This window comes from Deltaproteobacteria bacterium RBG_16_64_85, assembly GCA_001798885.1.
GTDB lineage: Bacteria > Desulfobacterota > Deferrimicrobia > Deferrimicrobiales > Deferrimicrobiaceae > FEB-35.
Map to the genome: position 1 here is coordinate 130 of MGQW01000068.1, position 22,069 is coordinate 22,198.

At 62.9% G+C, this 22,069-nt stretch carries 29 protein-coding genes and 1 pseudogene (1 of these 30 cut by a window edge); 18 read left to right on the forward strand and 12 right to left on the reverse strand.

Annotated elements, in window-relative coordinates; translation table 11 throughout:
- From A2Z13_07670 to A2Z13_07680, 3 genes and pseudogenes are all read right to left on the reverse strand, one after another.
- Positions 1 to 112: pseudogene (locus A2Z13_07670) on the reverse strand (hypothetical protein); it reaches 129 nt to the left of the window's first position.
- Positions 109 to 1,107, reverse strand: a complete 999-nt coding sequence (locus A2Z13_07675) for a hypothetical protein (protein ID OGP77241.1) — start codon at positions 1,105 to 1,107, stop codon at positions 109 to 111. The pseudogene A2Z13_07670 and the gene A2Z13_07675 overlap by 4 nt, the downstream one beginning before the upstream one ends.
- Positions 1,108 to 1,142: 35 nt before the next feature.
- Positions 1,143 to 2,093, reverse strand: a complete 951-nt coding sequence (locus tag A2Z13_07680) for a hypothetical protein (GenBank protein ID OGP77242.1) — start codon at positions 2,091 to 2,093, stop codon at positions 1,143 to 1,145.
- Between the two features lie 115 nt (positions 2,094 to 2,208).
- On the opposite strand from A2Z13_07680, the gene A2Z13_07685 reads away from it, so the two are divergent.
- Together A2Z13_07685 and A2Z13_07690 are read left to right on the forward strand one after the other, a co-directional pair.
- A complete protein-coding gene (locus A2Z13_07685) occupies positions 2,209 to 2,418 on the forward strand; it encodes a hypothetical protein (protein OGP77243.1) in 210 nt (69 codons plus the stop codon).
- 18 nt (positions 2,419 to 2,436) lie between these two features.
- Positions 2,437 to 2,745, forward strand: coding sequence for a hypothetical protein (locus tag A2Z13_07690; protein OGP77244.1), 309 nt, complete (start codon positions 2,437 to 2,439; stop codon positions 2,743 to 2,745).
- 48 nt (positions 2,746 to 2,793) lie between these two features.
- On the opposite strand, the gene A2Z13_07695 is transcribed toward A2Z13_07690, so the two are convergent.
- Both A2Z13_07695 and A2Z13_07700 read right to left on the reverse strand, forming a co-directional pair.
- The gene (locus tag A2Z13_07695; protein OGP77245.1) at positions 2,794 to 3,255 is read right to left on the reverse strand and encodes a hypothetical protein; all 462 of its coding nucleotides are present in this window, start codon (positions 3,253 to 3,255) and stop codon (positions 2,794 to 2,796) included.
- A gap of 132 nt (positions 3,256 to 3,387) precedes the next feature.
- Positions 3,388 to 4,170 carry a hypothetical protein gene (locus A2Z13_07700; GenBank protein OGP77246.1) on the reverse strand — a complete coding sequence of 261 codons (783 nt, stop codon included), beginning with the start codon at positions 4,168 to 4,170 and terminating at the stop codon, positions 3,388 to 3,390.
- Positions 4,171 to 4,474: 304 nt separating this feature from the next.
- Here A2Z13_07700 and A2Z13_07705 point away from each other — a divergent pair, with 304 nt between their 5' ends.
- The 9 genes from A2Z13_07705 to A2Z13_07745 all read left to right on the forward strand — a co-directional run bounded on the left by A2Z13_07705 (position 4,475) and on the right by A2Z13_07745 (position 12,452).
- Positions 4,475 to 4,993 (forward strand): hypothetical protein, encoded by a 519-nt coding sequence (locus tag A2Z13_07705; GenBank protein OGP77247.1) that lies wholly within the window; start codon positions 4,475 to 4,477, stop codon positions 4,991 to 4,993.
- Positions 4,994 to 5,034: 41 nt separating this feature from the next.
- Positions 5,035 to 5,544 (forward strand): hypothetical protein, encoded by a 510-nt coding sequence (locus A2Z13_07710; GenBank protein ID OGP77248.1) that lies wholly within the window; start codon positions 5,035 to 5,037, stop codon positions 5,542 to 5,544.
- Positions 5,541 to 6,098: a hypothetical protein gene (locus A2Z13_07715; GenBank protein ID OGP77249.1), complete on the forward strand. Its 558-nt coding sequence runs from the start codon at positions 5,541 to 5,543 to the stop codon at positions 6,096 to 6,098. Before A2Z13_07710 ends, A2Z13_07715 begins: the two co-directional genes overlap by 4 nt.
- The gene (locus tag A2Z13_07720; protein OGP77250.1) at positions 6,098 to 8,074 is read left to right on the forward strand and encodes an amino acid transporter; all 1,977 of its coding nucleotides are present in this window, start codon (positions 6,098 to 6,100) and stop codon (positions 8,072 to 8,074) included. The genes A2Z13_07715 and A2Z13_07720 overlap by 1 nt, the downstream gene beginning before the upstream one ends.
- A 132-nt stretch (positions 8,075 to 8,206) precedes the next feature.
- Positions 8,207 to 8,608: a hypothetical protein gene (locus A2Z13_07725; protein OGP77251.1), complete on the forward strand. Its 402-nt coding sequence runs from the start codon at positions 8,207 to 8,209 to the stop codon at positions 8,606 to 8,608.
- 83 nt (positions 8,609 to 8,691) lie between these two features.
- Positions 8,692 to 9,171, forward strand: a complete 480-nt coding sequence (locus A2Z13_07730) for a hypothetical protein (GenBank protein ID OGP77268.1) — start codon at positions 8,692 to 8,694, stop codon at positions 9,169 to 9,171.
- A 1,021-nt stretch (positions 9,172 to 10,192) separates the two neighbouring features.
- On the forward strand, positions 10,193 to 11,131 hold the full coding sequence (locus A2Z13_07735) for a TIGR01212 family radical SAM protein (protein OGP77269.1): 939 nt from the start codon (positions 10,193 to 10,195) through the stop codon (positions 11,129 to 11,131).
- The gene (locus A2Z13_07740) at positions 11,128 to 11,634 is read left to right on the forward strand and encodes a hypothetical protein (GenBank protein OGP77252.1); all 507 of its coding nucleotides are present in this window, start codon (positions 11,128 to 11,130) and stop codon (positions 11,632 to 11,634) included. The genes A2Z13_07735 and A2Z13_07740 overlap by 4 nt, the downstream gene beginning before the upstream one ends.
- On the forward strand, positions 11,631 to 12,452 hold the full coding sequence (locus A2Z13_07745; GenBank protein OGP77253.1) for a hypothetical protein: 822 nt from the start codon (positions 11,631 to 11,633) through the stop codon (positions 12,450 to 12,452). Before A2Z13_07740 ends, A2Z13_07745 begins: the two co-directional genes overlap by 4 nt.
- Here A2Z13_07745 and A2Z13_07750 read toward each other — a convergent pair.
- Entirely contained in the window at positions 12,445 to 13,491 is a 1,047-nt protein-coding gene (locus A2Z13_07750; GenBank protein OGP77254.1) for a hypothetical protein, read from the reverse strand. The two genes, A2Z13_07745 and A2Z13_07750, sit on opposite strands and share 8 nt — an antisense overlap.
- Positions 13,488 to 14,102, reverse strand: coding sequence for a hypothetical protein (locus A2Z13_07755; GenBank protein OGP77255.1), 615 nt, complete (start codon positions 14,100 to 14,102; stop codon positions 13,488 to 13,490). The genes A2Z13_07750 and A2Z13_07755 overlap by 4 nt, the downstream gene beginning before the upstream one ends.
- Positions 14,103 to 14,246: 144 nt before the next feature.
- Here A2Z13_07755 and A2Z13_07760 point away from each other — a divergent pair, with 144 nt between their 5' ends.
- Positions 14,247 to 14,648: a hypothetical protein gene (locus A2Z13_07760; GenBank protein OGP77256.1), complete on the forward strand. Its 402-nt coding sequence runs from the start codon at positions 14,247 to 14,249 to the stop codon at positions 14,646 to 14,648.
- On the forward strand, positions 14,641 to 14,937 hold the full coding sequence (locus A2Z13_07765; protein ID OGP77257.1) for a hypothetical protein: 297 nt from the start codon (positions 14,641 to 14,643) through the stop codon (positions 14,935 to 14,937). Before A2Z13_07760 ends, A2Z13_07765 begins: the two co-directional genes overlap by 8 nt.
- 8 nt (positions 14,938 to 14,945) lie before the next feature.
- Here the strand turns inward: A2Z13_07765 and A2Z13_07770 are convergent, their stop codons facing one another.
- Positions 14,946 to 15,515: a rubrerythrin gene (locus A2Z13_07770; GenBank protein ID OGP77258.1), complete on the reverse strand. Its 570-nt coding sequence runs from the start codon at positions 15,513 to 15,515 to the stop codon at positions 14,946 to 14,948.
- A gap of 325 nt (positions 15,516 to 15,840) precedes the next feature.
- On the opposite strand from A2Z13_07770, the gene A2Z13_07775 reads away from it, so the two are divergent.
- The 5 genes from A2Z13_07775 (at position 15,841) to A2Z13_07795 (ending at position 18,917) form a co-directional block, all read left to right on the forward strand.
- Positions 15,841 to 16,749: a hypothetical protein gene (locus tag A2Z13_07775; GenBank protein ID OGP77259.1), complete on the forward strand. Its 909-nt coding sequence runs from the start codon at positions 15,841 to 15,843 to the stop codon at positions 16,747 to 16,749.
- A gap of 290 nt (positions 16,750 to 17,039) precedes the next feature.
- Positions 17,040 to 17,258 carry a hypothetical protein gene (locus A2Z13_07780; protein OGP77260.1) on the forward strand — a complete coding sequence of 73 codons (219 nt, stop codon included), beginning with the start codon at positions 17,040 to 17,042 and terminating at the stop codon, positions 17,256 to 17,258.
- A gap of 3 nt (positions 17,259 to 17,261) precedes the next feature.
- Entirely contained in the window at positions 17,262 to 17,702 is a 441-nt protein-coding gene (locus A2Z13_07785; protein ID OGP77261.1) for a hypothetical protein, read from the forward strand.
- Positions 17,703 to 17,764: 62 nt separating this feature from the next.
- On the forward strand, positions 17,765 to 18,148 hold the full coding sequence (locus A2Z13_07790) for a hypothetical protein (GenBank protein OGP77262.1): 384 nt from the start codon (positions 17,765 to 17,767) through the stop codon (positions 18,146 to 18,148).
- Complete coding sequence (locus A2Z13_07795; protein OGP77263.1) at positions 18,135 to 18,917, forward strand: hypothetical protein; 783 nt, start codon at positions 18,135 to 18,137, stop codon at positions 18,915 to 18,917. The genes A2Z13_07790 and A2Z13_07795 overlap by 14 nt, the downstream gene beginning before the upstream one ends.
- Before the next feature lie 118 nt (positions 18,918 to 19,035).
- On the opposite strand, the gene A2Z13_07800 is transcribed toward A2Z13_07795, so the two are convergent.
- From A2Z13_07800 to A2Z13_07815, 4 genes are read right to left on the reverse strand one after another with little or no spacing between them, the layout of a single operon-like run.
- Positions 19,036 to 19,896 (reverse strand): hypothetical protein, encoded by an 861-nt coding sequence (locus tag A2Z13_07800; GenBank protein OGP77264.1) that lies wholly within the window; start codon positions 19,894 to 19,896, stop codon positions 19,036 to 19,038.
- Positions 19,897 to 19,898: 2 nt separating this feature from the next.
- Positions 19,899 to 20,690 carry a hypothetical protein gene (locus A2Z13_07805; GenBank protein OGP77265.1) on the reverse strand — a complete coding sequence of 264 codons (792 nt, stop codon included), beginning with the start codon at positions 20,688 to 20,690 and terminating at the stop codon, positions 19,899 to 19,901.
- Positions 20,687 to 21,589 carry a hypothetical protein gene (locus A2Z13_07810; protein ID OGP77266.1) on the reverse strand — a complete coding sequence of 301 codons (903 nt, stop codon included), beginning with the start codon at positions 21,587 to 21,589 and terminating at the stop codon, positions 20,687 to 20,689. Before A2Z13_07810 ends, A2Z13_07805 begins: the two co-directional genes overlap by 4 nt.
- Positions 21,586 to 22,017 carry a hypothetical protein gene (locus A2Z13_07815; protein OGP77267.1) on the reverse strand — a complete coding sequence of 144 codons (432 nt, stop codon included), beginning with the start codon at positions 22,015 to 22,017 and terminating at the stop codon, positions 21,586 to 21,588. The genes A2Z13_07810 and A2Z13_07815 overlap by 4 nt, the downstream gene beginning before the upstream one ends.
- Positions 22,018 to 22,069 lie beyond the last annotated feature (52 nt).

Consider the following 22,069-nt stretch of genomic DNA (forward strand, 5'->3'; position numbering starts at 1 on the left):
CGACGATCTCGACCTCCTCGGTGAGCTGGGGGATGATGCTGTCCAGCGTCTCGCCGATGAAGCCCGCGCGATTGTAGGTCGCGATGCAGATCGAGAGGAGCGGAGATTTCATTTCTTCAGGAACTCCAGGAACACGACCCCTTCTCCGGGAAGTTCATCCAGCGACGGGTAATAACGGTATTCCGTCGCCATCATGTACGCCTCCCGCCAGAACGGATACCGCCCGCCGAGGACGCGCTTCATGGTCGCGTTCCGGAAAAAAAGGCCGTTCGTTTTTTCGCCGAAAATCACCATGTGTTCCGGCGGTCCGGTGATACGGTAAATCTTCTCCCGAAGCCTTTCTTCGTCGTAATAGCGTTGCCAGAAAGTATACCCGTCGCTTCCCGGCTGCAGCACCCCGTACTGGTTGTCGCTGATGTACTGCTCCATGGGTTGCGACATGCATGGCAGCGTCAGCACAAGCCTGCCGCCGGTCCGCAGAAGGGACCACATCCGTTCGACCGCCTCGCTGTCAGCCGGTATGTGTTCCAGTACAGAGATACAGGTGATCAGGTCAAAAGACGATGGTTCGAAGGATGCCTGCTCGACCGTCCGCGCGCTGAACCGGCACCGCTGGCCAACTCCGAACGCCCGAAAGAACCTCTCCGTGTCTCTTATGTCTTTTGCATCCGGGTTGATGAGCTCTGCGGTCGCCTGCCGGTTGGATCGCATGAGAACAAGCGGGAGAAGTCGGGGCGAGGAAACATCCATATAGCGCGTAAACGGCAACCGGCGCAGTCTTTCCCACGACACGTCGAACTCGAAATATCGAGTCGAGTCCATGGGGAAAAACATCAGGCTGTAATGGCCTCTCTTGAGGCGTCGGGTAACAAGAGAAATCACGCCGAGCCACGTGCACTGCAAATGGAAAAAGAGCCCCGGCCCGCCGGCGAAAAATGCGGCCAACCAGTATGCAGGGCACAGGATGTTGCCTGCGAGCCGCATCAGGAAGGACCGCAATCCGCGGCACCGCATGGCAAGCGGCACTTCGATGTACTGTTTTCTCATCCCCCAGGTCCTTGACAGGCCGATCGGTGCGAAGCCGGAATCCGCCGTCCTTTCTTGCATCTCGATAATCCGGAAGCCGAATGGGATGTCCGTAACTACCCAACCTGTGTGAGATTTGACAATACGTGTTTCAGCCGGCGCTCAAATTGCCACCGTTTGAGGAATCCGCGCGGCATCATTTCTTCGATGATCCGCATCCGGTTCTCGATCTTGAACCGCCGGGATTCCGGACTCCGGGTACGCTCGTCCTCCTTAAAATACGATTCAACGAGGTCGAGCTGCAGATCCCGCGGATGACGTGGAGAGTACCGCATTCCGAATTTTCTCTCAAGGAGGCGGCGGTTTTTCTTCAAGAGCTCTTCGGTTTTCCGGAGGGTCTTCCCGAAGGAGGAGCTCCCCCGGTGGTAAACGAAGATATCCTCCCGACAGATGAGTTTGTAACCCGCCTTTAGCATTCGAAGGCAGTAGTCGTCGTCCTCGTAAAATCCCAGATCGAAGGCCTCGTCGAGGAGGCCCACCTTGTCTGCCGTTTCCCGGCGGAGCGCCACGCAGAAAAATCCGAGCCGTTCGGTTTCAAAGGCATCGCCACGGCTGTGCCAGGCCCATGCCGCCCCCTCCGCGAGGATCTCGGCCGGGGTGACGCCGCTGGTGAAAATCTTCTGCTCATTGCCGACCGCATTGGAAACCGGCCCGACCAGACCGATCGAATCGTCCTCCTGGAGGGACGCACGGAGCCCGGCAAGCCACCCCTCGCTGACCTGGGTGTCGTTGTTCAGCAGCACCAGGATACTCCCCGATGCGGCCCTGATGCCGTCGTTGTTTCCTCCGGCGAAGCCACGGTTGACCGTGTTCAGCACGCAGCGCAGGCGCGGCTCCCGGCGGGCCCGTTCCGTCAGGTAGATCGACGTCCCGTCCGAGGAGTTGTTGTCTACAACGATGACCTCGTAGTCCTCGTTTCCGGTGTGCTGGAAGATGCTATCCAGGCAGGGGATGGTCGTCTCGTAGAGGTTATTGTAGGTTACCAGGATGATGCTGGTTTCGGGCATGGGCATCTTTCCGCCAATCCGCCAGGTGCCGACCATTCCCGCGGCCTGCCTACCTTAGATATTAGGATAAGCCCCCCCCGAAGTCTCCTGTGCAGTTGCCGGCTCAAGAATCGGTTTGAGCGACGACCCGAAGCCGCAGCGGCCCGCGGAACTCCTCATCGACGTGCTCAACCGCTTCCCGGGGATTTCCCGCGGGGGGACCCAGCCCAGCACGGGCACGCGCAGCGGGGGCGGAGCGAAGGTCTCCCCCGCGTGTTCGATCCGGCGCGGAGGGTGTTTCCTCCGCTGGATGTTGCCCTTTCGCTCCAGCAAGACAAGGGAATAGAAGGCGTTTTTCTCGGCGATGCCGAAGTGCGCGTCGATCTCCCGCGCCGTCGGGACGAACCGGAAGGAGGACCGGATCCGTTCCCATGTTCTTCCATGCTGGCTTGCCCTGCATCTGGTGTGGGTGACCGAGCGGGAAATGGGGGAAACCCGGGACAGGATCTGGGAGATTATGGACAGAATCCATCTTGGGAAATTCTTTGGGAAAGACGGCAAGGTTCTTCAGCGGACGGAATTGACCCAAGATCAGGCCAACCTATTGATAAAGCTCAAGATATCCCCGCCACCCCCGTTCCGGAAGATCGCCGTGACACCGGAAAATCCGTAGGCACATGTCAAAATCGACCGAAACCTGTAGCCATCCGGAAAAAAATCACTATTGCCTTGTCCGTTCACCTACTGCTGTCGAACCCGGGAGAAGGAACGCGGGGCGCGAGCTCACCCTTCGCGAACACACCTGGGAGATGCGGTTCGAGAAGATCTTCGGCTTGATGGGGATCGTCGAGTGAATTCCGGGGTCATCCCGCTTCGGTTCGGCTCGCGTTGCCCCGGCGGCGAGCCGATTCGCCTCGATCGCGGCGATCACCCCGGATAGGGCCTTCGTGACTTTCTCCGTTCCAAGCTCTTCCAGGCAGAGGCTTCTCTCTTTCCCGTCGCACCCCTTGTTGTGGCAAGGCACGCAAGGGTGGTCGGAAGTCACCATCCTATGGGTCTCGCCGGGGACCGTCCAGGCGCGCCAGTCGGACGGACCGAAGAGGATGACCGAGGGAGTGCCCACCGCGGACGCGATGTGGGGCGCGGCGCTGTCCACGCCAAGATGCAGGGAGCTGATGCTCAACAGAGCGCTGCCAGTTCCTGGCAGGCTTTCTTCGTCCCGAAGGAATCGAGGGGATCCCCGTATCTTCCCGGTCCGATGTGCTCCGCCACATGGAGACAGGGGGCCCGGGCCGACAACCGGATTGTCGCGGACCTATTTCCCCCGGAAGCTTGCCTTTCTCTTCGCGAGGAACGCCCGGATTCCTTCCCTGAAATCAGCGGTCCTGGCGGACTCCGCGATCCCCTGGCGCTCTTCCTCCATCTGCGTTTCCAGCGGTTGGAGGAGCGCCCGGTTGTACAGCTCCTTGGCCTTGCCGTAGGCGAGCGTGGGACCGGCCGCGATGCCTGCCGCCAGCGCGGCCGTCTCCGAGGCGAAGGAATCGTCAGGAAACACCCGCTGGACAAGCCCCCACGAGGCGGCCTCGCCCGCGGAGAGCGTCCTGCCCGAAAGCGTCAGCTCCATCGCCCGGTGCGTCCCCACGGCTCTTGCGAGAAAGAACGTCGAACCCCCGTCGGGGGAGAGCCCGATGTTCTGGTAGGCCAGCGCGAAGCGCGCCGACTCGGTGGCCACGACGATGTCCCCGGCCAGCGCCAGGGAGAAGCCACCCCCTGCCGCCACGCCGTTGACCGCCGAAAGGACGGGTTTGCGGCAGCGCCGCAGGGAGGCGACGAAGGCGTGCAATCGAACGGTCAGGTCGAGAAACCGGTGGGGGGCCTCTTCTTTCATCCCTCCCATCATGCCCACGTCGCCGCCGGCCGAGAAAACCCTCCCCGCGCCGGTGAAGACGATGCAGCGCACGGCAGGGTCGGAGGCAATCTCCGCCAGGCCGGTGAGCAACGCCTCGCCCATCTCGAAATCGTATACGTTCATCCGCTCCGGGCGGTTCATCCGCAGGGTCGCCACGGCCCCTTCTCGCTCGACGATGACGATGTTCACCCTTGTCTCCCTCTTTCGGCTATAGGATCGTTCCCCATTGAAACATGTATACATGCAGAGAGGCCGGCTGCACAACCTCGTGGTCCTGCTCTACCCCATGTCCCTGTCGGAGGACGAGGAGTTCTTTTTAAAGTCCGATTTTTTCCTAAAGTTCGGAGGTCTTCCCTCCGATAGGAGATGCGAGGGGTTTGTAGACCGTCAACCCAACTTCCAACGGGGGGCCTGAAGCGCCCCCCAAATTTTTTGGTATTACCATATAATATGAAGGGCAGGGAAGGGTGATCTCCCCGGGGGTGGGACCGCGTTGAGGATCGTTTCGGCAAGGCGTTTCTACCTGTCGGTTCTCTTCCTGTCGGCGCTTCCCCTCCTTCTCCATCCGGCGATTTCGGCACCGTCTCCCCCCGAGAACCCGCACGAGTATTTCCGGCAACCCGCGCAGTGCGGGAGATGCCACGTCTACACGGATTCGAAATTGGAACCTGGCCGATTCTCCACGTCTTCCGTCGTTTTCTGCCTGGAATGCCATCTGGCCGAGGAGCGGGGCCGCACCCATCCGCTCAAGGTCCACCCGGGCAGCAAGTTCCGCGAGGTGAAGATTCCGCCGGAATTCCGCCTGGGCGACGGCGAGAACATCATCTGCCTCACGTGCCACTCCGCCCACGGCCCCTACCTCTCGAACGTCAGGACCTTCGCCGGGCAAATGCCTGTGAATGCCGATGCGGCGGGGGCTTCCCCGTATTTCAAGACGTTCTTCCTTCGGCGTTCGAACCCCGCTGACGATGGATTCGAAGCGCTGTGCGGCGGGTGCCACAGGACGCCATGAGCCCACGCGCACCCCGCCGCATCGCAAGGAGAACCGTGTTTGTGAACCCCCGGCTCCAGGGGGGCATCGCGTTGTGCTTCGCGGCCGTCGTGTTCGCGGGGGCGGCGCTGTTCGCCTTGTTCTTCCATCATTACGCCAGGGGGGAACTCCGGGTCGCATCCCTGCAGGGGCACTACCATTTCCTGTCGCCGTATGAAATCATCGGCGCAGCGTTGGCCCGGCACGTGGCGGTTCTGTCCGCTGGCGTGATTGCAGCGAGCCTTCTCGTGCAGCTTCTGCTGATCCGCAGGGTCCGCAGGGGGGCCAGCAGGCTCGTGGAGGCCTTCCTGATTTCGACGGAGGGGGACCTGTCCACCCCCACGGAGGCGGCGGGGCTGTCGGACATAACGGACATTGGAGAGAAGATCGACTCGGCCCGCTCCTGGACCCTCTCCAGGATCCGTGAGATCGCGGCGGAAGCGGAATTCCTCCGGAGCGAGCCGCTTTCCGAAGAGGAATTCGCGAAGCGATGGAATGTGCTGAAAGCCACCGTCCGGAAGGTCGCCCCGTGAACTCCCGCCTTGCCGGCAAGGGGAAGCGTGCCGCGGAGTGGGGCCACGAAGGACGGTTCGCGATGCAGTTGCTGTTGACCATCGGAGCCGGGGGAGGGCTCCTCTTCCTGGCCTTCTACCTCATTTTCAACCAGCCCCTTCCGGGCACGTACGCCGGCGTCTATTTCGCTCTCCGCGACCTGTCCGCCTTCCTGGTTCCCATCCTCGCCTTTTCCATGCTGGCATACGTCCTGGTCGTTAGCGTGGTGATCGCCCTCCTCTCCGTCTACTCCTTCCACAAGATCGCGGGTCCGCTCTATCGGATGGAACGAGCGCTGGAGAACTTCGAATCGGGGCACGCCGTCAAGGCGGTGTTCCTCCGGAAGGGAGACCAGATGGTCGCTCTCGCCCGGGCGTATAACGAGTTTGTCGCGCACCTGCGGGACGACCGCAAGGAGTGGCTGTCCGCGATGGAGCACGCGGAGAGGCTTTGCCTGCAGGACAAGGCGACCTGCCGCACCGAGATGGGAGAAGCCCTTTCCCGGCTGTCGGAGATGCTCTCCCGGTACCGGTGATGGAAAACGCCTCCATTTACCAGCGCGCCAAGCGCTTTCTCTTCGGGGCTCCGCGCGATCTCTTCGATCCGAAGATCTTCCACCGCGTCTCTCTCGTCGCCTTTTTCGCGTGGGTGGGCCTGGGCGCGGACGGGATCTCCTCCTCCTCCTATGGTCCGGAAGAGGCCTACCTCGCCCTCGGGAGCCACACGGTCCTGGCTCTCTTCGTGGCCCTGGCCACGGTGGCGACGGTCTTCATCATCTCCGGGAGCTACGCGCAGATCATCGAGGCGTTCCCCTCCGGGGGTGGCGGGTACATCGTCGCCTCCAAGCTCCTGGGGGAGAGAGCGGGGGTGGTGTCCGGCTCGGCGCTCGTCATCGACTACGTCCTGACGATCACGATTTCCGTGGCCTCGGGGGCCGACGCGGTCTTCAGCTTTCTTCCCCTGGGATGGCAGACCCACAAATTTTGGTTTATCTCCTGCGTGATCCTTTTTCTCATCTGGCTCAACCTTAGGGGCGTGAAGGAATCCGTAGTGGTCCTGACCCCTATTTTCATGGCCTTCGTGCTCAGTCACATCCCGCTGGTGCTCTATGCCGTCCTGCGCCACGTGCCGGAGTTGCCCGCGGTAGGCGCCCGAGTGTCGACGGACCTCTCCTCCGCGGTGAAGAGCATGGGCTGGCTGGGGCTGGGTGCGCTCCTGATGCGCGCCTACTCGATGGGAGCCGGGACGTACACCGGAATCGAGGCCATCAGCAACTCCATGCAGACGCTCCGTGAGCCCCGCGTTCAAACGGGGAAAAGGGCCATGCTGTACATGGCCATCTCTCTTTCTTTCATCGCCGGGGGAATCATCCTCGGGTACGTCCTCAATGGGGTATCGCCCGTTCCCGGGAAGACGCTCAACGCCGTCCTGTTCGATACGCTGTTGGGCGGCGTCTGGCCGGGGAGCGGGGGCGTAGTGGTCGTCGCCCTCGTGCTCGCGTCGGAGGCGGCGCTCCTGTTCGTGGCGGCCCAGACCGGGTTCCTGGGGGGGCCCCAGGTCCTCTCGAACATGGCTGTGGACTCTTATATGCCTCACCGGTTCGCGCACCTCTCCGAGCGACTGGTGACGAAATACGGCGTCTACTTCATGGGCGTCATGGCGTTCCTCATGCTCTACATCACCGGCGGCTCGGTGAAGTACCTGGTCGTCATGTATTCGATCAACGTCTTCCTCACCTTCAGCCTCTCCCAGTTCGGCATGATCGTCCACTGGTGGAAGGACCGCGATAAGGAGAAGGCATGGAAGATCAAGCTTGCCATGAACGGCGTCGGGTTCCTGCTGACCGCCTCGATCCTCTGCTTTACGGTGTGGATCAAGTTCCCCGAGGGAGGGTGGATCACCCTGCTCATCACGGGGACGTTCATCTCTGCGTGCTTCCTGGTCCGCCGTCACTACCGGACGGCACAGCAGGCCCTCCGGAGGCTGGACGAGCTCCTGCTCCAGCTTCCCCCCGTGACGGTCTCCTCCGTGCAGGAGCCGATGCTGCGCCGCGTCGCTCCGACGGCCGCGATCATGGTGTCGGGCTACAACGGCCTCGGGATGCACGTCTTCTTCTCGGTCATCCGGTCGTTCCCGGGGACCTTCCGGAATTTCATCTTCCTCTCGGCGGGGGTCGTGGACAGCACCGTTTTCAAGGGCGCGGAAGAGGTGGTGAACCTCGGGGCGGACCTGAAGAACCAGCTCCTGAACTACCTGGAGTTCGTCAAGGGGCACGGGTATTACGCGGAGGCGCGCAGCGAGGTGGGGACGGACGTCATCGAGATCATCGGCCACCTCGCCGAAGGGGCGGCCAAGGATTTCCCCAACATCGTCTTCTTCTCGGGCCAGCTCGTCTTCCAGGAGGAGAACTTCATCACGCGTCTGCTCCACAACCAGACCGCGTTTCTCGCACAGAAGAAGCTGGTTTTCGCGGGGCTGCCGATGATCATTCTGCCGGTTCGGATCCTCTGACATCTCCGTGGCTTTCCTCGGGAACATCGCGGGAGCGGATTCGGCCGGTTGACCAGCGAGGCCGGATTCTGCGAAGATACTTCCGTATCGGAAGAATAGAAGGGGTTCCATCATTTCAAAGGAGGAGAGGAAATGGCATCCATTCGGAAGGCGGGCTGGTTTCTTGCATTGGCCTTGGTGATGGCGGGGTGGATGGGAGTGCTGGGGTCTCTTCGAGGGGTGGCCGAAGCCGGCGTGATCGCCTCCCATGGGGCAGGGGGCGACCTCCGGACGGCGGACGTTGCCACGATGCAGGTGTTCCTGGAACGGAAAGTCGTCCTGCAGAAGCTGGTGGATTACGGCGTTTCCCCGGAGGAGGCGATGGCCAAGCTCCGGTCGATGAGCGACAAGGATTTGCATCGACTCGCCTCGTTGACCGACCGGGTGGCTGCGGGGGCGGACGACGCGCTGGGCTTCCTGATCGGGGCGGCGATCCTGATCATCCTCATCATCGTGATCATGAAGCTGATGAACAAGGAAATCGTCGTTCGTTGACGGCAGGTAAACGGCTTCTCGGCGCCGCCCTGCTGGTGGGAGGCGCCGTTTTTCTTCTGGGGGGATGCGCGAGGGGCGGGCCCGTGAAGGAACAGAGGACGGACGCCCGCCCGGCGGTCGTCATCCAGGGGGTTCCTTTCCTCCCTCAGGAAGACGATACCTGCGGCCCTTCCTCCCTTGCGACGGTCCTCCGGTTCCTGGGGCAGGATGTTTCCACGGCGGAGATCCTCCGCGAGACCCGGACGGAAGGACTGAAAGGAACGCTCATCACCGACCTGGCCGACGCCGCACGGCGGCGGGGGTTCGCGGCGGAGGTCGCGGATCTGGACCTTTCCCGCCTTCGGGAGCGGATTACGGTGGGCGTCCCCGTGATCCTGCTGGTCGACCTCGGCGCGTGGGTCTGGAGCCGCCCCCACTACCTGGTGGCATTTGGCTGGATCCCGGAAGGGGTCGTTGCGCATTCCGGACGCGAACAGGGGAAGGAGATCCCCTTCTCCACGCTGGATGCCCAGTGGGCCAAAATGGGGCGGCTGGCGCTCGTAGTCCGCCGGGCGGACCGGTGATGCCGGAAAGCGCAGCGCCGGACCTCCCTTCGGCTGCGCCGCCTCGGAGGGGAGCTCCGTTCGTGGCTCGACACGCGATGCACCCGCGCGTCTGCGCACCGGCCTCCAGGGCTCCATTCCCTCAGATCCCGGCATTCGAGGGCCGCTGCATCCGCCCCGGCATCGTTGCCCTCCCTCACCGTACCGCAGCGGGTACGCTTCGGTCGGGCGCCTCGCCGGACGCGGCGCATCGACCCTCTCGGTGCACGGCCTCTGCGGGAACGGAACCCTGGAGGCCGGCTCACTGCGCCCCCCTCCTGCGGCGTCTGCGCCGGACCATCCCGTGGCGCCTTCCGGCTTTTGCGGCGCTCCTGCTGATCCTCCTTCCGGCGGGCGGGTGCTCCCGCATGCCGAAAATCATCGTCCTCGAGGACCCGCTGACCGCTGCGGAGCACGTGGAGCTGGGCATCGCCTACGAGCGGAGGGGAGAGCTCGACCTGGCGCGGCGGGAATACGAAGCGGCACTCCGCAAGGACAAGAAATATTTCCAGGCCCGCGTCAACCTTGGCAACATTTACCTGGCCAGGAAGGAGCATGACAAGGCCCGCGAGGAATACCTCCGGGCGCTCGAGTTGCAGCCAGGGGATGCCGAGGCGACCAATAATCTTTCCTGGACTGCCATCTTCACCGGGGAGGGGATCGAAGAGGCGATGGGCCGGATGGAGGGGGTGGTCTCCGAACCCGGGGTCCGCAAGGCGACGCTACTGGACACGCTGGGCGTCCTCCGGATGCGCGCAGGCAGACCCGAGGCGGCGGAAGAGGCTTTCTCCCTTGCGGAAAAGATTTGCCGAGAGGCCGACTCCGTTCCACGCGAGGATGCTCAAGGCGGCTCTCCCTGCCCGGTGGAGGTGCGCCGGGAAATCGCCCTGCACCTCGTGGAGCTGCGAATGAAATTCCCATCCCCAGTTCCGCCGCCCGCTCTGATAAAATAGGCACATGGAACCGATGTCCCGCATCGGCGGCTGAGGCGAAGGAGCCCCTCCTGTTCCCCCCCATCCATCCGGAGTTGAGGTTCCACAACTACGCCTCGTTCCTCCGGCGGCGCCTGGGCGGGCCGGCGGCAAGGATCAGCGTGGAGGCGGGGTTCACCTGCCCGAACCGCGACGGCACGCGAGGGACAGGTGGCTGCCTGTACTGCAACAACGAATCCTTCACGGAGGGGGTCCTCTTCCCGGGCCTGCCGGTGGAGGAGCAGGTGCGCAGGACAATCGCATCCCATGCCAGGCTCAAGGCGTTCCGCAAGCTGCTGGTCTACTTTCAACCGTACACGAACAGCCACGCTCCGCCGGAAGAGCTCGAGCGGACGTACCGCGCGGCGTTCTGCCACCCCGACGTCGTCGGAATCGTTGTCGGGACCCGGCCGGACTGCCTCGGGAGCGCGGTCCTGGACGTGCTCGAGGGAATTGCGAGGGAACGGTACGTATCCGTCGAGATCGGCCTCCAGTCGATCTCCGACGACGTTCTCGCGGGGATCAACCGGGGGCACACCGTGCAGGAGTTCATGGAGGCTGTGCCGGCCGCGCGGAAGCGGGGGATCGACGTTGCCGTTCACCTGATTTACGGTCTTCCCGGGGACACGCGGGTGAACTTCGTGGCGGCGGCCGGCATTCTCTCCGACCTGGGAGTGCAGGGGGTGAAGCTGCACCATTTGCACGTCGTCTCGGGGAGCAACTTGGAGTCTCCGTTCCGGCGGGGCGAGGTTCGGGTGCCCGAATACGGTGAGTACGTCGGGGCCTGCGCGGACTTCCTGGAACGCCTCTGTCCCGAAATTGCCGTGATCCGCCTGATAGGGACGGCCCCCCGGGAGATGCTGCTGGCCCCCTTATGGGGGAAGGGGAGCCGGGAGATGTCGCGCGACGTGGCCGCCGAGCTTCAACGGCGGGAGACCTGGCAGGGATCGCTGCGGAAGGAAAAGACATGAACGGCGCGGAGAAGGAATATCTTCCTCATTCCACGGGGTGCTTCCTGTGCGGCGAGGAGAACGCCTGCGGCGTCCGCACGAAGTTCTACGTGGAGGGGGACGCGGTCTGCACGAGGATCGCACTCCCTCCCCACGTCAACGGCTACAGGAACGTCGCACACGGAGGCGTCGTCGCAGCGCTCCTCGACGAGTCGATGGGCTGGGCCGCAACTGTCTTCGGGGGGCTGCAGCGCATGTACCTGACCGGCGAGCTGACCGTGAAATACCTCGCCCCGGTCCCCGTGGGAGAGGAGATCGAGGTCCGGAGCCGGCTGGTCGAGGACGCCGGACGGATTGCCTACAGCGAAGGAGAGTTGATCTGCGGCGGGAAGGTTCTCGTCCGCGCGAAGGGGAAATTCCTCCCGATGAGCCGGGAGGCGACGGCGGCGGTGATCCCGTACCTCAAGTTCGGCATGTGCGGAAAATACCGGACCCTGCTGGACGGGGCGAAGGAGGGCAATTGAAACGCGTGCTGGGGATCCTCGGTTCCCCAAGGAGGATGGGGAACTGCGAGTTGATCGTCAAGGAGATCTCTGCCCGCCTTCCGGGGCCTGTCGAACTTTCGATGGTCCGGCTCGTCGAGAAGGACATTCGGCCCTGCAAGGCGTGCTATCGGTGCTTGACGGGGGATTGCCCCCACCAGGACGATTTCGGCGCGGTGCTGGACGCGATCGTGGCCGCCGACGGCGTGATCGTCGCCGCGCCCGTCTACCTGCTCGGGGCGCATTCCTCCCTTCAGCGGTTTCTCGACCGGGGGCTGCAGTTCTTCCGGCGGATCGAGGCGCTCTCCGGCAAGCCGGCGGTCGGGGTGGCGCTTGCGGGCGTCAAGGACGGGGAAGGGGCGTCCCTGCTGGGTGTGGAGAACTTCATCCGCGGCATGGGAATGGAGGTCAAGGGCCGCTCGGTGATCCACGCCGCGCTGCCCGGAGAAGCGCTCCTCTCGGAAGAAGGAAAAGACGCCGCGGGGCGGCTGGCCTCCGCGTTTTTTGCGAAGGGAGCGCGGCCGGCGGAGAACCCCTCCTGCACGCAGTGCGGAGGGACCTATTTCGAGTTCCGGGGGGGGAACCGCGTCTATTGCCTCCTGTGCGGTGCGCGCGGGATAGTGTCTTCCGAGGGGGACGGCGTCCGGCTTGCAACCACGGCGCCTGCACACTCGTGGCGGGGCCCCGAGTCGAGGAAGATGCACGGCGAATGGCTGATCGGCATGAAGGAGAAGTACCGACGCGATCGGGACCGGTTGAAAAGCATCGCTCAGAGCTACGCTGGGGGAACCTTCATCTGACCCGGATCCGCACCGTGTAGCCTACGACTTCCGAGGAGGGTCCGGCGGCGAGGACGGCCCGGTCGGACATCCCCTCAGCCGGCAGGATTCCCAGCTTCGAGAGTTCCGCGAGGAATGGCCTTGCGGAGTCCGCCGGCAGGTGGACGCGCACGATGTCGACCGCGCCTTCCGAATCGATGCCAGCCTTCGCCGGCTCGTCCTGCACGCTTCCTCCAAGCCGCACCGCGGCCGCGGCGATCCTCTCCTCCAGTCCGGGTCGGTTCTGCGCAGCCACCTCGATCGTCACCTCCCGGCCGAAAGGAACCGGCCGTGCGACCCTCGACGGCGGGGCCGCGGCGGATGGGGGCTCGATCCTTTCCCCGGCTGTGCTCACCCGTTGCGCCGGTATGACGGGAAGGGAAGGTTGCGACCGGGACGATGCCGGAGGCAAGGAGGGCACACGGGCTGCAGTGCGCGTTCCGGCGGAGCCCGCCGATCTCCCCGAGTCCCGTTCGTTTTGCGCGGTCCTGCCCGGTTCCGCCTTCTCCCGCGGTACGGGGCGATCGCCGGGAACGGCCTCCTCCGCTGCCTGGGCCCGGGGAGGGCTCGGCGCCTTGCTGGCGTCGTGTTCCGCCGGTTTGGTGAACTCCTTTGCGGGGGCGGCATCCATCCGTGCGGCCGGCCGGGGGGAGAACAGATTCGGTAGTTCCTCCTTCCAGGTGCCGTACACCAGGAGAAAGAGCAGGATTGCCGCCGCCGCTTCCAGGGGAATCTTGATGTGGGCGGGCAGGAACAGCTTCTTCCAGAAAGGCGTCGGCGGCACTTCCTCCCGGGCGATCCTGCGCCGGACCCCGTCCAGCAGTTCCGTCGGGGCTTTCCCTTGTGGAAGACCGCGGAGGAGCAGGAGGGTCTCTTCCAGTCCCTCCTTCACGGCCCTGCATGGGAGGCACTCCCGCAGATGGGCGTTTACGCTCGCCTGCTCGCTTTCCGGAAGAGAGCCGTCCAGGAATTCGGAAAGGAGGTTCTGTCCTCGTTCGCAGTCCATCTCGGTGTCCCTCAAACCACCGGCGCGAGGATTTTCCTCAACGCCATCCGCGCCCTGTGAAGTCTCGATTTCACCGTGCCGACCGGGATCCCCGCCATGGCGGCGATTTCCTCGTACGTAAACCCTTCGACGTCCGAAAGGAGCAGCAGCCATCGCGAGTCGGGATCGATGCGGCCGAGCGCCCTTTCCAGGATCTTCGCCATCTCCCGGTTTTCGGCGATCCGGTCCGGCCGCCCCTCCTCGGGGGCCGGCGGCTGGAAGAGCGGGTAGTCCCGCTCCGCCCCATCCGGGAAGACGACCTCCCGCGCCGCGAGGGAGGATCTCTGCCGGATCCGGTTCAGGCACCGGTTGGCCGCAATCCTGAGCAGCCACGTGGCCAGCGCCGCCTCTTCCCGGAACCCGCCGAGGTTCCGGTAGGCCGAGAGAAATACCTCCTGGGCGATATCCAGGGCCTCCTCCCGGTCGGAGAGCATCCGGGAGCAGAATGCGTACACCCGGTCCTGGTGGGCGAGGACGATGGCGTCGAACGCCCCCGGCTTCCCCTGCCGGAACGCCTGCAGCAACAAATCCACCGGCCTGGGGCTTCCACCGTTCGAATCCACGCCGACTCCCGAAGGTTCTGACATTCGCGCGGCCGGTTCGGTTCCTCTCCTGCCGCCTGAATTATTGTACTGTACGGAAGGTTGCAAGGTCCCGGGACTTTAGGGTATTTTAATCTTGCATGGGCGGAACTGTGTAATGTCCTGCAATATCTGACCGGAGGTGAATCTTTGAGCGGCCAGGCGCTGTTGTTCGCGGCCCTATCGATCGCGGCCATCGCGCTGGCGGTGGTGCTGGCGATGACCCTCTGGCGGCTCCGCAGGACGATCGACCACCTGGACCGTCGCGTGGACGAGGCGATCCGGCAGTTCGAGATGACTGCCGAGGACCTCCGGAAGACCAACGCGGTGGTGCGGGACATCCTCCTGCACGCCGAGAGGGGCGCCGCCAACGTGGCGCACGTGACGGAAGGGGTCCGGGAATTCCGGAAGACGCTGAACGCGGCCACTGCGGTCCTGCAGTACACCGTCGTTCCCGTTCTTGGAAATGTGGCCGGCGGGCTGGCGGGAGTGAAAGCCGCCGTGTCGCACGTTGTGAACCGATTCGTTCGAAGGGAGGGCAGCCATGAGTGAGGAAAGATGTAGCAACGGCAGCGGCGCGATATTCCTTGCGTTCCTGGCCGGAGGGCTGGTCGGCGCGGGGCTGGCCCTGCTCTACGCACCCGTCTCCGGAAAGGAGGCCCGAGAGAGGATCAGCGGCCTTGCGGAGGACTACAGGAAGAAGACCGAGGGTTGGTCCGGCGACCTGAAGCAGAAGGTGGAGTCCTTCATCGAGGAGGAGAAGTCGGTCATCAAGGCGGCCTACGACGCGGGTCGCGAGGCGATGGCGAAGGAGAAGGCCAAGTTCGAAAGTCCGCAGTAAGGGACCGTTTAGAAATTCTCCTCGGCGGGGACGAACCACCCCTGCGGGTGGGCGCACACGGGGCAGCCCACCGGGGCCTTTGTCCCCTCGTGGATGTGGCCGCACACCAGGCATTTCCAGCGGATGGGCTTCTCGCGTTTGAAGAGGGTGCCGTCCTGCACCCTTTTCAGAAGCCCCTGGAACCGCTTCTCGTGATGGACCTCCACCCCTGCGATCATCCTGAAGATGTGCGCGGCGGCGGAGAACCCTTCCTCCTCGGCGATTTTTCCGAAGGTCGGATAGATAGTAGTCCACTCCTCGTGCTCCCCGGCGGCGGCGGCGGCCAGGTTCGTGGCGGTGTCGCCGATCTTCGTGGGGTAGCCGGCGGTGATCTCCACATCGCTCCCCCCAAGTTGCTTGAAGTATAGGTGGGCATGCTTCTTCTCGTTATCCGCGGTCTCCAGGAAGATTCCGGCGATCCCCTCGAACCCTTCCTTCGAGGCGACTCCGGCGTAGAAGGTGTAGCGGTTGCGGGCCTGCGATTCCCCGGCGAATGCCGCCAGCAGGTTCTTTTCCGTCCTTGAACCTTTCAGTCCCATGGCTTCTCCGATCGTGGTGACGGTCTGGGCGCAAGAGCTTCCTGAATTATAGGAGCCCGCCCACGAAATCCGCAACCGATTCCTTTCAGCGTGTGCGGTTCGAGTCCCACCCGGGGAGACGCGAACCGTTGTCGAACGGGGGGAAATCTTCCATGCAGGAACCCGATTCAGTAATTGCACCATCGTAATAGATAAATTCATAGAAAGATTAGGCCCGTTGCAAGTCAATCTGAACGGAATTCTCCGGAAACACATTGTTTTATGGAGACGGGACTGATGGATTGGCGGGGAATTCCATCCACCTCGTTACAAAGGAGATAAATCCATGTCTCGAAGGATTCTGTTGCTTCTGCTCACGCTAATACTTGTTGGTCTTTTCAGTTTGCCGGTGTCAGCTCAAGAGACCGGCAGCGAACCGTTCTTGCTTTGGGTGAAACGTAATTTCTCCAGTTGGGACAACCCGCTCCACAGTGAGCTCAGTGTCAACGGGAAAACGGTGAACATCTTCACCTCGGACACCTTCGAGCCGATCGGAGAATACCTGAAAGCGGGGTGGAATACGATCACGATCAAGACGACCCTGCAGCAGGCGGCAAACAAAAACAACGGTTTGATCTTCCGGTTGGGACCAGCACACAAAACGCCTGGGAACGATCAATGGATCATGGAGCCGATTCTTTGGGAATTCCGCAATGACACGGATTGGACGTTCGCCAATGGCAGGTACTCTCACCCACTAGGACCGGATGTGAAGGAGGTGACACTCTCTTATAGGATTTACAATGCCGGCTTGCAGAATGAAAAGATCAAGCTCAAGGCGGGCGATTTCGTTATCAGCGGAAAACCTACCTTTGCCAGTTGGAATTCCCCGGTCACCGCAACCGTTTTTGTGAACGGAACCCCCCTGAATAGTTTCCTCCTGGCGAAGCGAGGAATAGTGATTACGCCATTCCTCAAGCAAGGGAAAAACGAAATCAAACTGATCTCCAGCCGAGTGAAGAATAGTGTCAAAAACAATGACATCGAGTTTGAGGTTGCCGGCCCGGCCGAGTGGAATGTCGGGAAGGGACAATACCAGTTAAAGTCGATCTTGCAGTTCAAAAGCATGCAGGGATGGACGTTGGATTCGAAAACGGGGATGCTCGTCAACCGCGCCAAGCCCGATTCAGAGAGTATCGAGCGCGTGATCCCGTTTGTTTTGAAAGAGGGTCCAAAACGGGGGGGAGGAGAATAACGGCTCGGAGCGCGTTGAAGAAGCCAAACGTATCATCCATTGGAGGAGATGGCTCCATCGGCGCCGCGGTGAATGTCGAGCAGGGTCAGGATGTGTTCTTGGATCTCCGTCGCAATACGCAGCATGCCCATGACTTGGGTCACCCGTGCGCGGGGGATTCCTTCGTGGGCATTTTTTCTACAGCCTGAGTCGTGGCCGGTTCTCACGAGTTGCTCTCGTACCCTTGTGCTTGACGCAAAAGGCGTAGTGTGTAATATTATTGGCAATAGTGTGTATATCGGGGGGCGGACATGGGAACGGTCCAAATGGCACGCGTCAACCTGATCGTCGACAAGGCGAGGATAGGGAAATTGCGCAAGCTGCTCGGGACACACAGCGACTCGGAAACGGTGCGCGCGGCCGTGGAGCATCGCCTGGCGTCCCTGCAGGCGCTGGACGCCCTTCGTCGGCTTCAGGCGATCGGAAAACTGGAGGATGTCTTCTCCCGAGATGTGCGGACCAAGGGCTGACCCTTGGCCGACGTCTTTCTTTTCGACACGTCCGTCTACCTCTCCTACATCCGCAGAAAAGAACACTCGGATCTGGTGGACCGGGCCATTGAAAACGGCCGGGTCGTCCTGTCTTCGGTTGTGGCCATGGAACTCTATGCCGGGTCCAGATCCGCGGCGGAGAAGCGCTTGCTGAATCAATTCGTCGCATCCATGAAGAGAATATCGGCCTACGAGACCCCGAAGGAGGACGACTGGGCACGGGGTGGTATCCTGGTGGAGCGATTCACGAGATTCCGTGGCCACGTTCAGCTTCGGTATTACTTCCGGGACATTCTTGTGGTTCTGGCTGCCGTGAACCGGGGCGCGGTCCTCGTGTCATCGAATGCGCACATTGTGAATTGGGGGAATTTACTGAAAAGACAAGGGAAAACGCTTCGCCTCAAGATTTTAAGAGAAAGATGACCTGCGAGAAGTCAGGGACGATCAAAATCCCCGCACCGACTGCGCGCGGAGGGTGAATCTCTTTGTCCGCTGAAAAACACAAACGGAAGCTCGCCGCCGTTCTGAGCGCCAGCGCCGTGGAGTATGGCCGCCTCATGGGGGAGGATGAGGCCGGGACACTCCAAACCCTCAAGGGCCACCATCAGGTGATGTTCACTCTCGTCGAGAAACAACAGGGTCGCGTCGTGGAACCCCGGGGGGATAACCTGCTCGCCGAGTTCGCGAGCGTGGTGCACGCCCTGGAGTGCGCGGTGGAGGTCCAGAAGGAGCTGAAAGGCCGGAACGAAGAGCTGCCGAAAGAGCGCAGGATGCCCTTCCGGATCGGGATCCACCTTGGCGATGTCATCGAGACAGAAGGTAGCGGTCCCGCTTCCCGACAAGCCTTCCATCGCCGTGCTTCCTTTTGAAAACATGACCGGCGACCCCAAGCGGGAGTATTTCACGGACGGGTTTACGGAACAGATCATCGCGTCCTTGTCCAAAATCTCCTCCCTGTTCGTGATCTCCCGGACCTCGTCCTTTTCCTACAAATGCAAACCGGTGAAGGTACAGCAGGTGAGCGAGGAACTCGGGGTCCGGTACGTGCTGGAGGGAAGCGTCCAGAAATCCAGCAACCGGATCCGGATCAACGTCCAGTTGATCGATGCGATTTCGGGCCAGCACGTATGGGCCGAATCCTACGATCGTGACCTGAAGGACATCTTCGGCCTTCAGGACGACGTCATTCTGAAGATCACGTCGGCGATGTCCGTGAATCTGACCGCCGGCGAGCAGGCCCGAGCATGGGCGGAAGGCACGAAGGGTCTCGAAGCCTACCTGAAACTCATGCAGGCTCGTGAATATCTTCGCAAGGGGAATCGGGAGAGCAATGCCCAGGCACGGCGCATGGCGGAGGAAACGATCGCCCTGGATCCCAAGTACGCAGCCGCCTACGCGTTGCTGGGTGCGACCCACCAGGCGGACGTGTGGCTCGGAGCGAGCCGCCCCAAGGACTCCATAGCGAAGGCCATCGAATTGACGCAAAAGGCACTGGCCTTGAATGGCTCGCTGGCCGAAGCGCGCAGCAAGTTAGGTGTGCTCTACTCGTGGAGCTCGACCCCAATTCGGGCTATGCGAATTTTCACCTGGCGCAGGTTCTCAGGTACGCCGGAAAATCGAAGGAGGCGATTCCGGTGATCCAGAAGGCATTGCGCCTGGAACCGATTCCCCCCGACATATACTTTCAACAGCTGGCATTGGTCTATTTCCAGACGGGAGATTGCGTGGTACTTGCCAGATTTGTCCATCTTGTGCCTCAGGTGGTTTCCCCCCGTGCCAGCCGGAGGAGGGCGGTCAGGGCGAAGAACGCCGCCGTGAAGAGGACGATCGTGGCGCCGGTAGCCGTGTCAAAGTAGTACGAGGCAGCGATCCCCGCGAGCCCCGAAGCCAGGGAGATGGCGATCGCGATCCAGAAGGCCGTTGCCGCCCCCCTTGCCACGTTTCGCGCGGCCGCGGCGGGGACCACCAGGAGCGCGGTGACGAGCAGGATCCCCACCGCGCGGATGGCCGTCGTCACGACCAGCGCGACGACGAGGGAGAAGGAAATTTCGAGCGCCCGGCCCCGGACGCCGAGGCTGCGGGCGAACTCTTCGTGAACCCCCAGGAGCAGGATCCGGTTGTACGCGAGGAACAGGTAGACGGCCACGGCCAGGGAAAGCGCGGACATCCAGAGAACCTCCACGCCGGATATCGCCAGCAGGTCGCCGTACAGGTACGCCTGCAGGTTCCGGGTCAGCCCCTTCTGTGCGCTGATGATGGCGATTCCCAGGGCGATGACCGTGGAGAAAAACACCCCGATGACCGTGTCCGGGGAGAGCCCGGTCCGGCCCTTGACCAGCGTGATCGCGTAGGCGACGAACAGGCCGAACGCGACCATGGTAAGGAGGGGGTGGATCCCGAGAAGGACCCCCAACGCCACCCCGGTGAACGCCGAGTGCCCGATGGCGTCCGAAAAGAACGCCATCCGGAACTGGACCAGCGGCACTCCCACGGCCGCCGCCGCGGGCGCGACGAAGAGCACGGCGAGAAGCGCCCTCTTCATGAACGCGGGCTCCGCGAACGAGAGCGGCAACAGGCGGTCCATCAGGGAATAGACGAGGGAAAGAAGGGATTCCATGGCTACTCGTTTTTCTCGCCGTGCAGGTGGCCGTGTCCGTCGGACGGCCCGTGGCTGAACAGGTGGGCGCCGCTTCCGTACATCGCGCACAAGGTTTCGGGGGTGAGGACCTCGGTTGTCGCCCCCTGGCAGACGATCGACCGGTTGAGGCAGATGACGCGGTCGGCGTGGCGCGTCACTACGGAGAGGTCGTGGCTCACGAGCAGGAGGCTGAACCGGGACTCCCGGTGAATCTGGTCGAGGAAATCGCAGAAGAGCTCTTCGCCGGATGCGTCCACACCGGAAACCGGCTCGTCAAGGAGAAGGATGTCCGGGTTGTCGCGTAGAGCCAGCGCGAGCAGGACGCGCTGGAGTTCTCCCCCCGAGAGCTTCCCCAGGGGGCGATCGATGAGGTGGCCCGACCCGCCCCTGTTCAGCGCGGCTTCCGCATCCGCGCGCGATTTCCTGGATCGGCCCAGGAAGACGGGGAACCTCTGGGAGGAGAGAGCGTAGAAATCGAGAACGGTCATCGGGGCGTTCCGGTCCAGGTCGATCCTCTGGGGGACGTAGCCGATCCTCGGGGTCCCCTTTCCGTGTTCTTCGGCGCGGCAAAACCGGATTTCCCCCGCATAGGGGACGAGCCCCAGGATCGCCAGCAGCAGCGTGGTCTTCCCCGCGCCGTTGGGCCCGATGAGGGCGGTGACCTCCCCGCACCGGATGTCGGCGTGGATGCCGGAAAGGATCTCCCTCCCCCCGGCGCGGACCGACAGATCGCGGATCTCCAGGGTATGGAAGGGGGCGAGCCGGCTGGTCACTTTTCCAAGGTCTCCGTGAGGGTGCGCAGGTTTTGCCGCATGATTTCCTCGTAGGCGCCGGGCGTCGTCGAACCGGTCGAGACCGGGTCCAGCACTCGGGATGGGACCCCGGCCTCGGCGGCGATCACATCGGCAAGACGTTTCGGGTATTGCGGCTCCCAGAAGACCGCGGCCGCCCTCTTCTCCCGGATGGTGCGGACCAGCTTGCCGACCTCCCCGGCGGAAGGCTCCTGGCCGGGCGTTTCCTCGATTTCTCCCACGATGTTCAAGCCGAGGTCCCGGGCGAGGTAGTCGAAGACGTTGTGGAACGTGACGATGTTCCGGTTCCGGAATCGGCCCGACGCGGCATCGAACTCTCTTGCGAGGACCGTGAGCTTCGACACGTACGCATCGGCGTTGCGCCGAAACGCGGCGGCGTTGTGCGGAGAGGCCACGGACAGCGCCTTCTCGATGTTGCGGACCTGGAGGATCGCGTTCCTGGGGCTCACCCAGGTGTGCGGGTTGATCCCGCCGTGGCTGCCTTCCCCCGCGCGGACCGGCGGCACGCCCTCTGCGGTTTCCACGATCCGGATGCGGGGGTTGGACTTCCGGACCGGCGCGCCGAGGAATTCCTCCATCCCGTACCCGTTGGCGATGAAGAGATCGGCGGCTGCGATCTTTCGCATATCCCCCGGCGTCAGCGCGTAATCGTGGGGGCAGCCCAGCGAGGCGGGGAGCAGGAGGTCCACGGCGACGTCGGGCACATCGCCCACCACGTTGCGCGTGAACAGGTACATCGGGAGGAAGGAGGCGAGGACGCGAAGCTCTCCCGCCCCGGCAGGAAAGGGAGAGAGCAGGAGAAAGATCATGAGGAAAATGTCAACGAACACCCTCTTCCCGAAGCGGCGTGCGGACGTCATCGCCTTGCCTGCTTCCCGCCGCAGTCCGCGCAGGCGCCGAAAAATTCCAGCGAGTGATCCGTCACGTCGAATCCCAGCGTTCCACGGATGTCGCTTTCGATGCGGGAGAGATCGCACCGGTTCGGCTGGAAGGACTCGATCCGCCCGCACCGGCGGCAGACGACCCGGTGCCGGTGCGCGCCGTCCGTCGCCGCCTCGTACCTCCGGCTGCGCTCGTGAAGGGCGACGCTCCGGACGAGCCCGATGGAGACCATCAGGGAAAGGTTCCGGTAGATGGTGGATGCGTCGGGCTTCGGCTCGGGGATCCGCTCCCGGATCTCCCTCGGGGAAAGCGGGATCGGGCTTTCCGCGAGAATGCGCAGGACTTCCCCTCTGCCGCGCGTTGCGGGGTGTCCCAGGCGGCGAAACGTTTCGGAGGCCGTTTTCATGTCCCCTCTCCCGTAAATGCAAATATATTGCAGTTGCGAATATTTTGCAATC

What these genes read in the sequence shown, in the direction of transcription:
- A2Z13_07675 (OGP77241.1), bottom strand. Translation starts at nt 1,107, where the DNA reads ATGCAAGAAAGGACGGCGGATTCCGGCTTCGCACCGATCGGCCTGTCA.
- A2Z13_07680 (OGP77242.1), bottom strand. Translation starts at nt 2,093, where the DNA reads ATGCCCGAAACCAGCATCATCCTGGTAACCTACAATAACCTCTACGAG.
- A2Z13_07690 (OGP77244.1), top strand. Translation starts at nt 2,437, where the DNA reads ATGCCGAAGTGCGCGTCGATCTCCCGCGCCGTCGGGACGAACCGGAAG.
- A2Z13_07720 (OGP77250.1), top strand. Translation starts at nt 6,098, where the DNA reads ATGGAAAACGCCTCCATTTACCAGCGCGCCAAGCGCTTTCTCTTCGGG.
- A2Z13_07725 (OGP77251.1), top strand. Translation starts at nt 8,207, where the DNA reads ATGGCATCCATTCGGAAGGCGGGCTGGTTTCTTGCATTGGCCTTGGTG.
- A2Z13_07740 (OGP77252.1), top strand. Translation starts at nt 11,128, where the DNA reads ATGAACGGCGCGGAGAAGGAATATCTTCCTCATTCCACGGGGTGCTTC.
- A2Z13_07755 (OGP77255.1), bottom strand. Translation starts at nt 14,102, where the DNA reads ATGTCAGAACCTTCGGGAGTCGGCGTGGATTCGAACGGTGGAAGCCCC.
- A2Z13_07765 (OGP77257.1), top strand. Translation starts at nt 14,641, where the DNA reads ATGAGTGAGGAAAGATGTAGCAACGGCAGCGGCGCGATATTCCTTGCG.
- A2Z13_07770 (OGP77258.1), bottom strand. Translation starts at nt 15,515, where the DNA reads ATGGGACTGAAAGGTTCAAGGACGGAAAAGAACCTGCTGGCGGCATTC.
- A2Z13_07775 (OGP77259.1), top strand. Translation starts at nt 15,841, where the DNA reads ATGTCTCGAAGGATTCTGTTGCTTCTGCTCACGCTAATACTTGTTGGT.
- A2Z13_07780 (OGP77260.1), top strand. Translation starts at nt 17,040, where the DNA reads ATGGGAACGGTCCAAATGGCACGCGTCAACCTGATCGTCGACAAGGCG.
- A2Z13_07800 (OGP77264.1), bottom strand. Translation starts at nt 19,896, where the DNA reads ATGGAATCCCTTCTTTCCCTCGTCTATTCCCTGATGGACCGCCTGTTG.
- A2Z13_07810 (OGP77266.1), bottom strand. Translation starts at nt 21,589, where the DNA reads ATGACGTCCGCACGCCGCTTCGGGAAGAGGGTGTTCGTTGACATTTTC.
- A2Z13_07815 (OGP77267.1), bottom strand. Translation starts at nt 22,017, where the DNA reads ATGAAAACGGCCTCCGAAACGTTTCGCCGCCTGGGACACCCCGCAACG.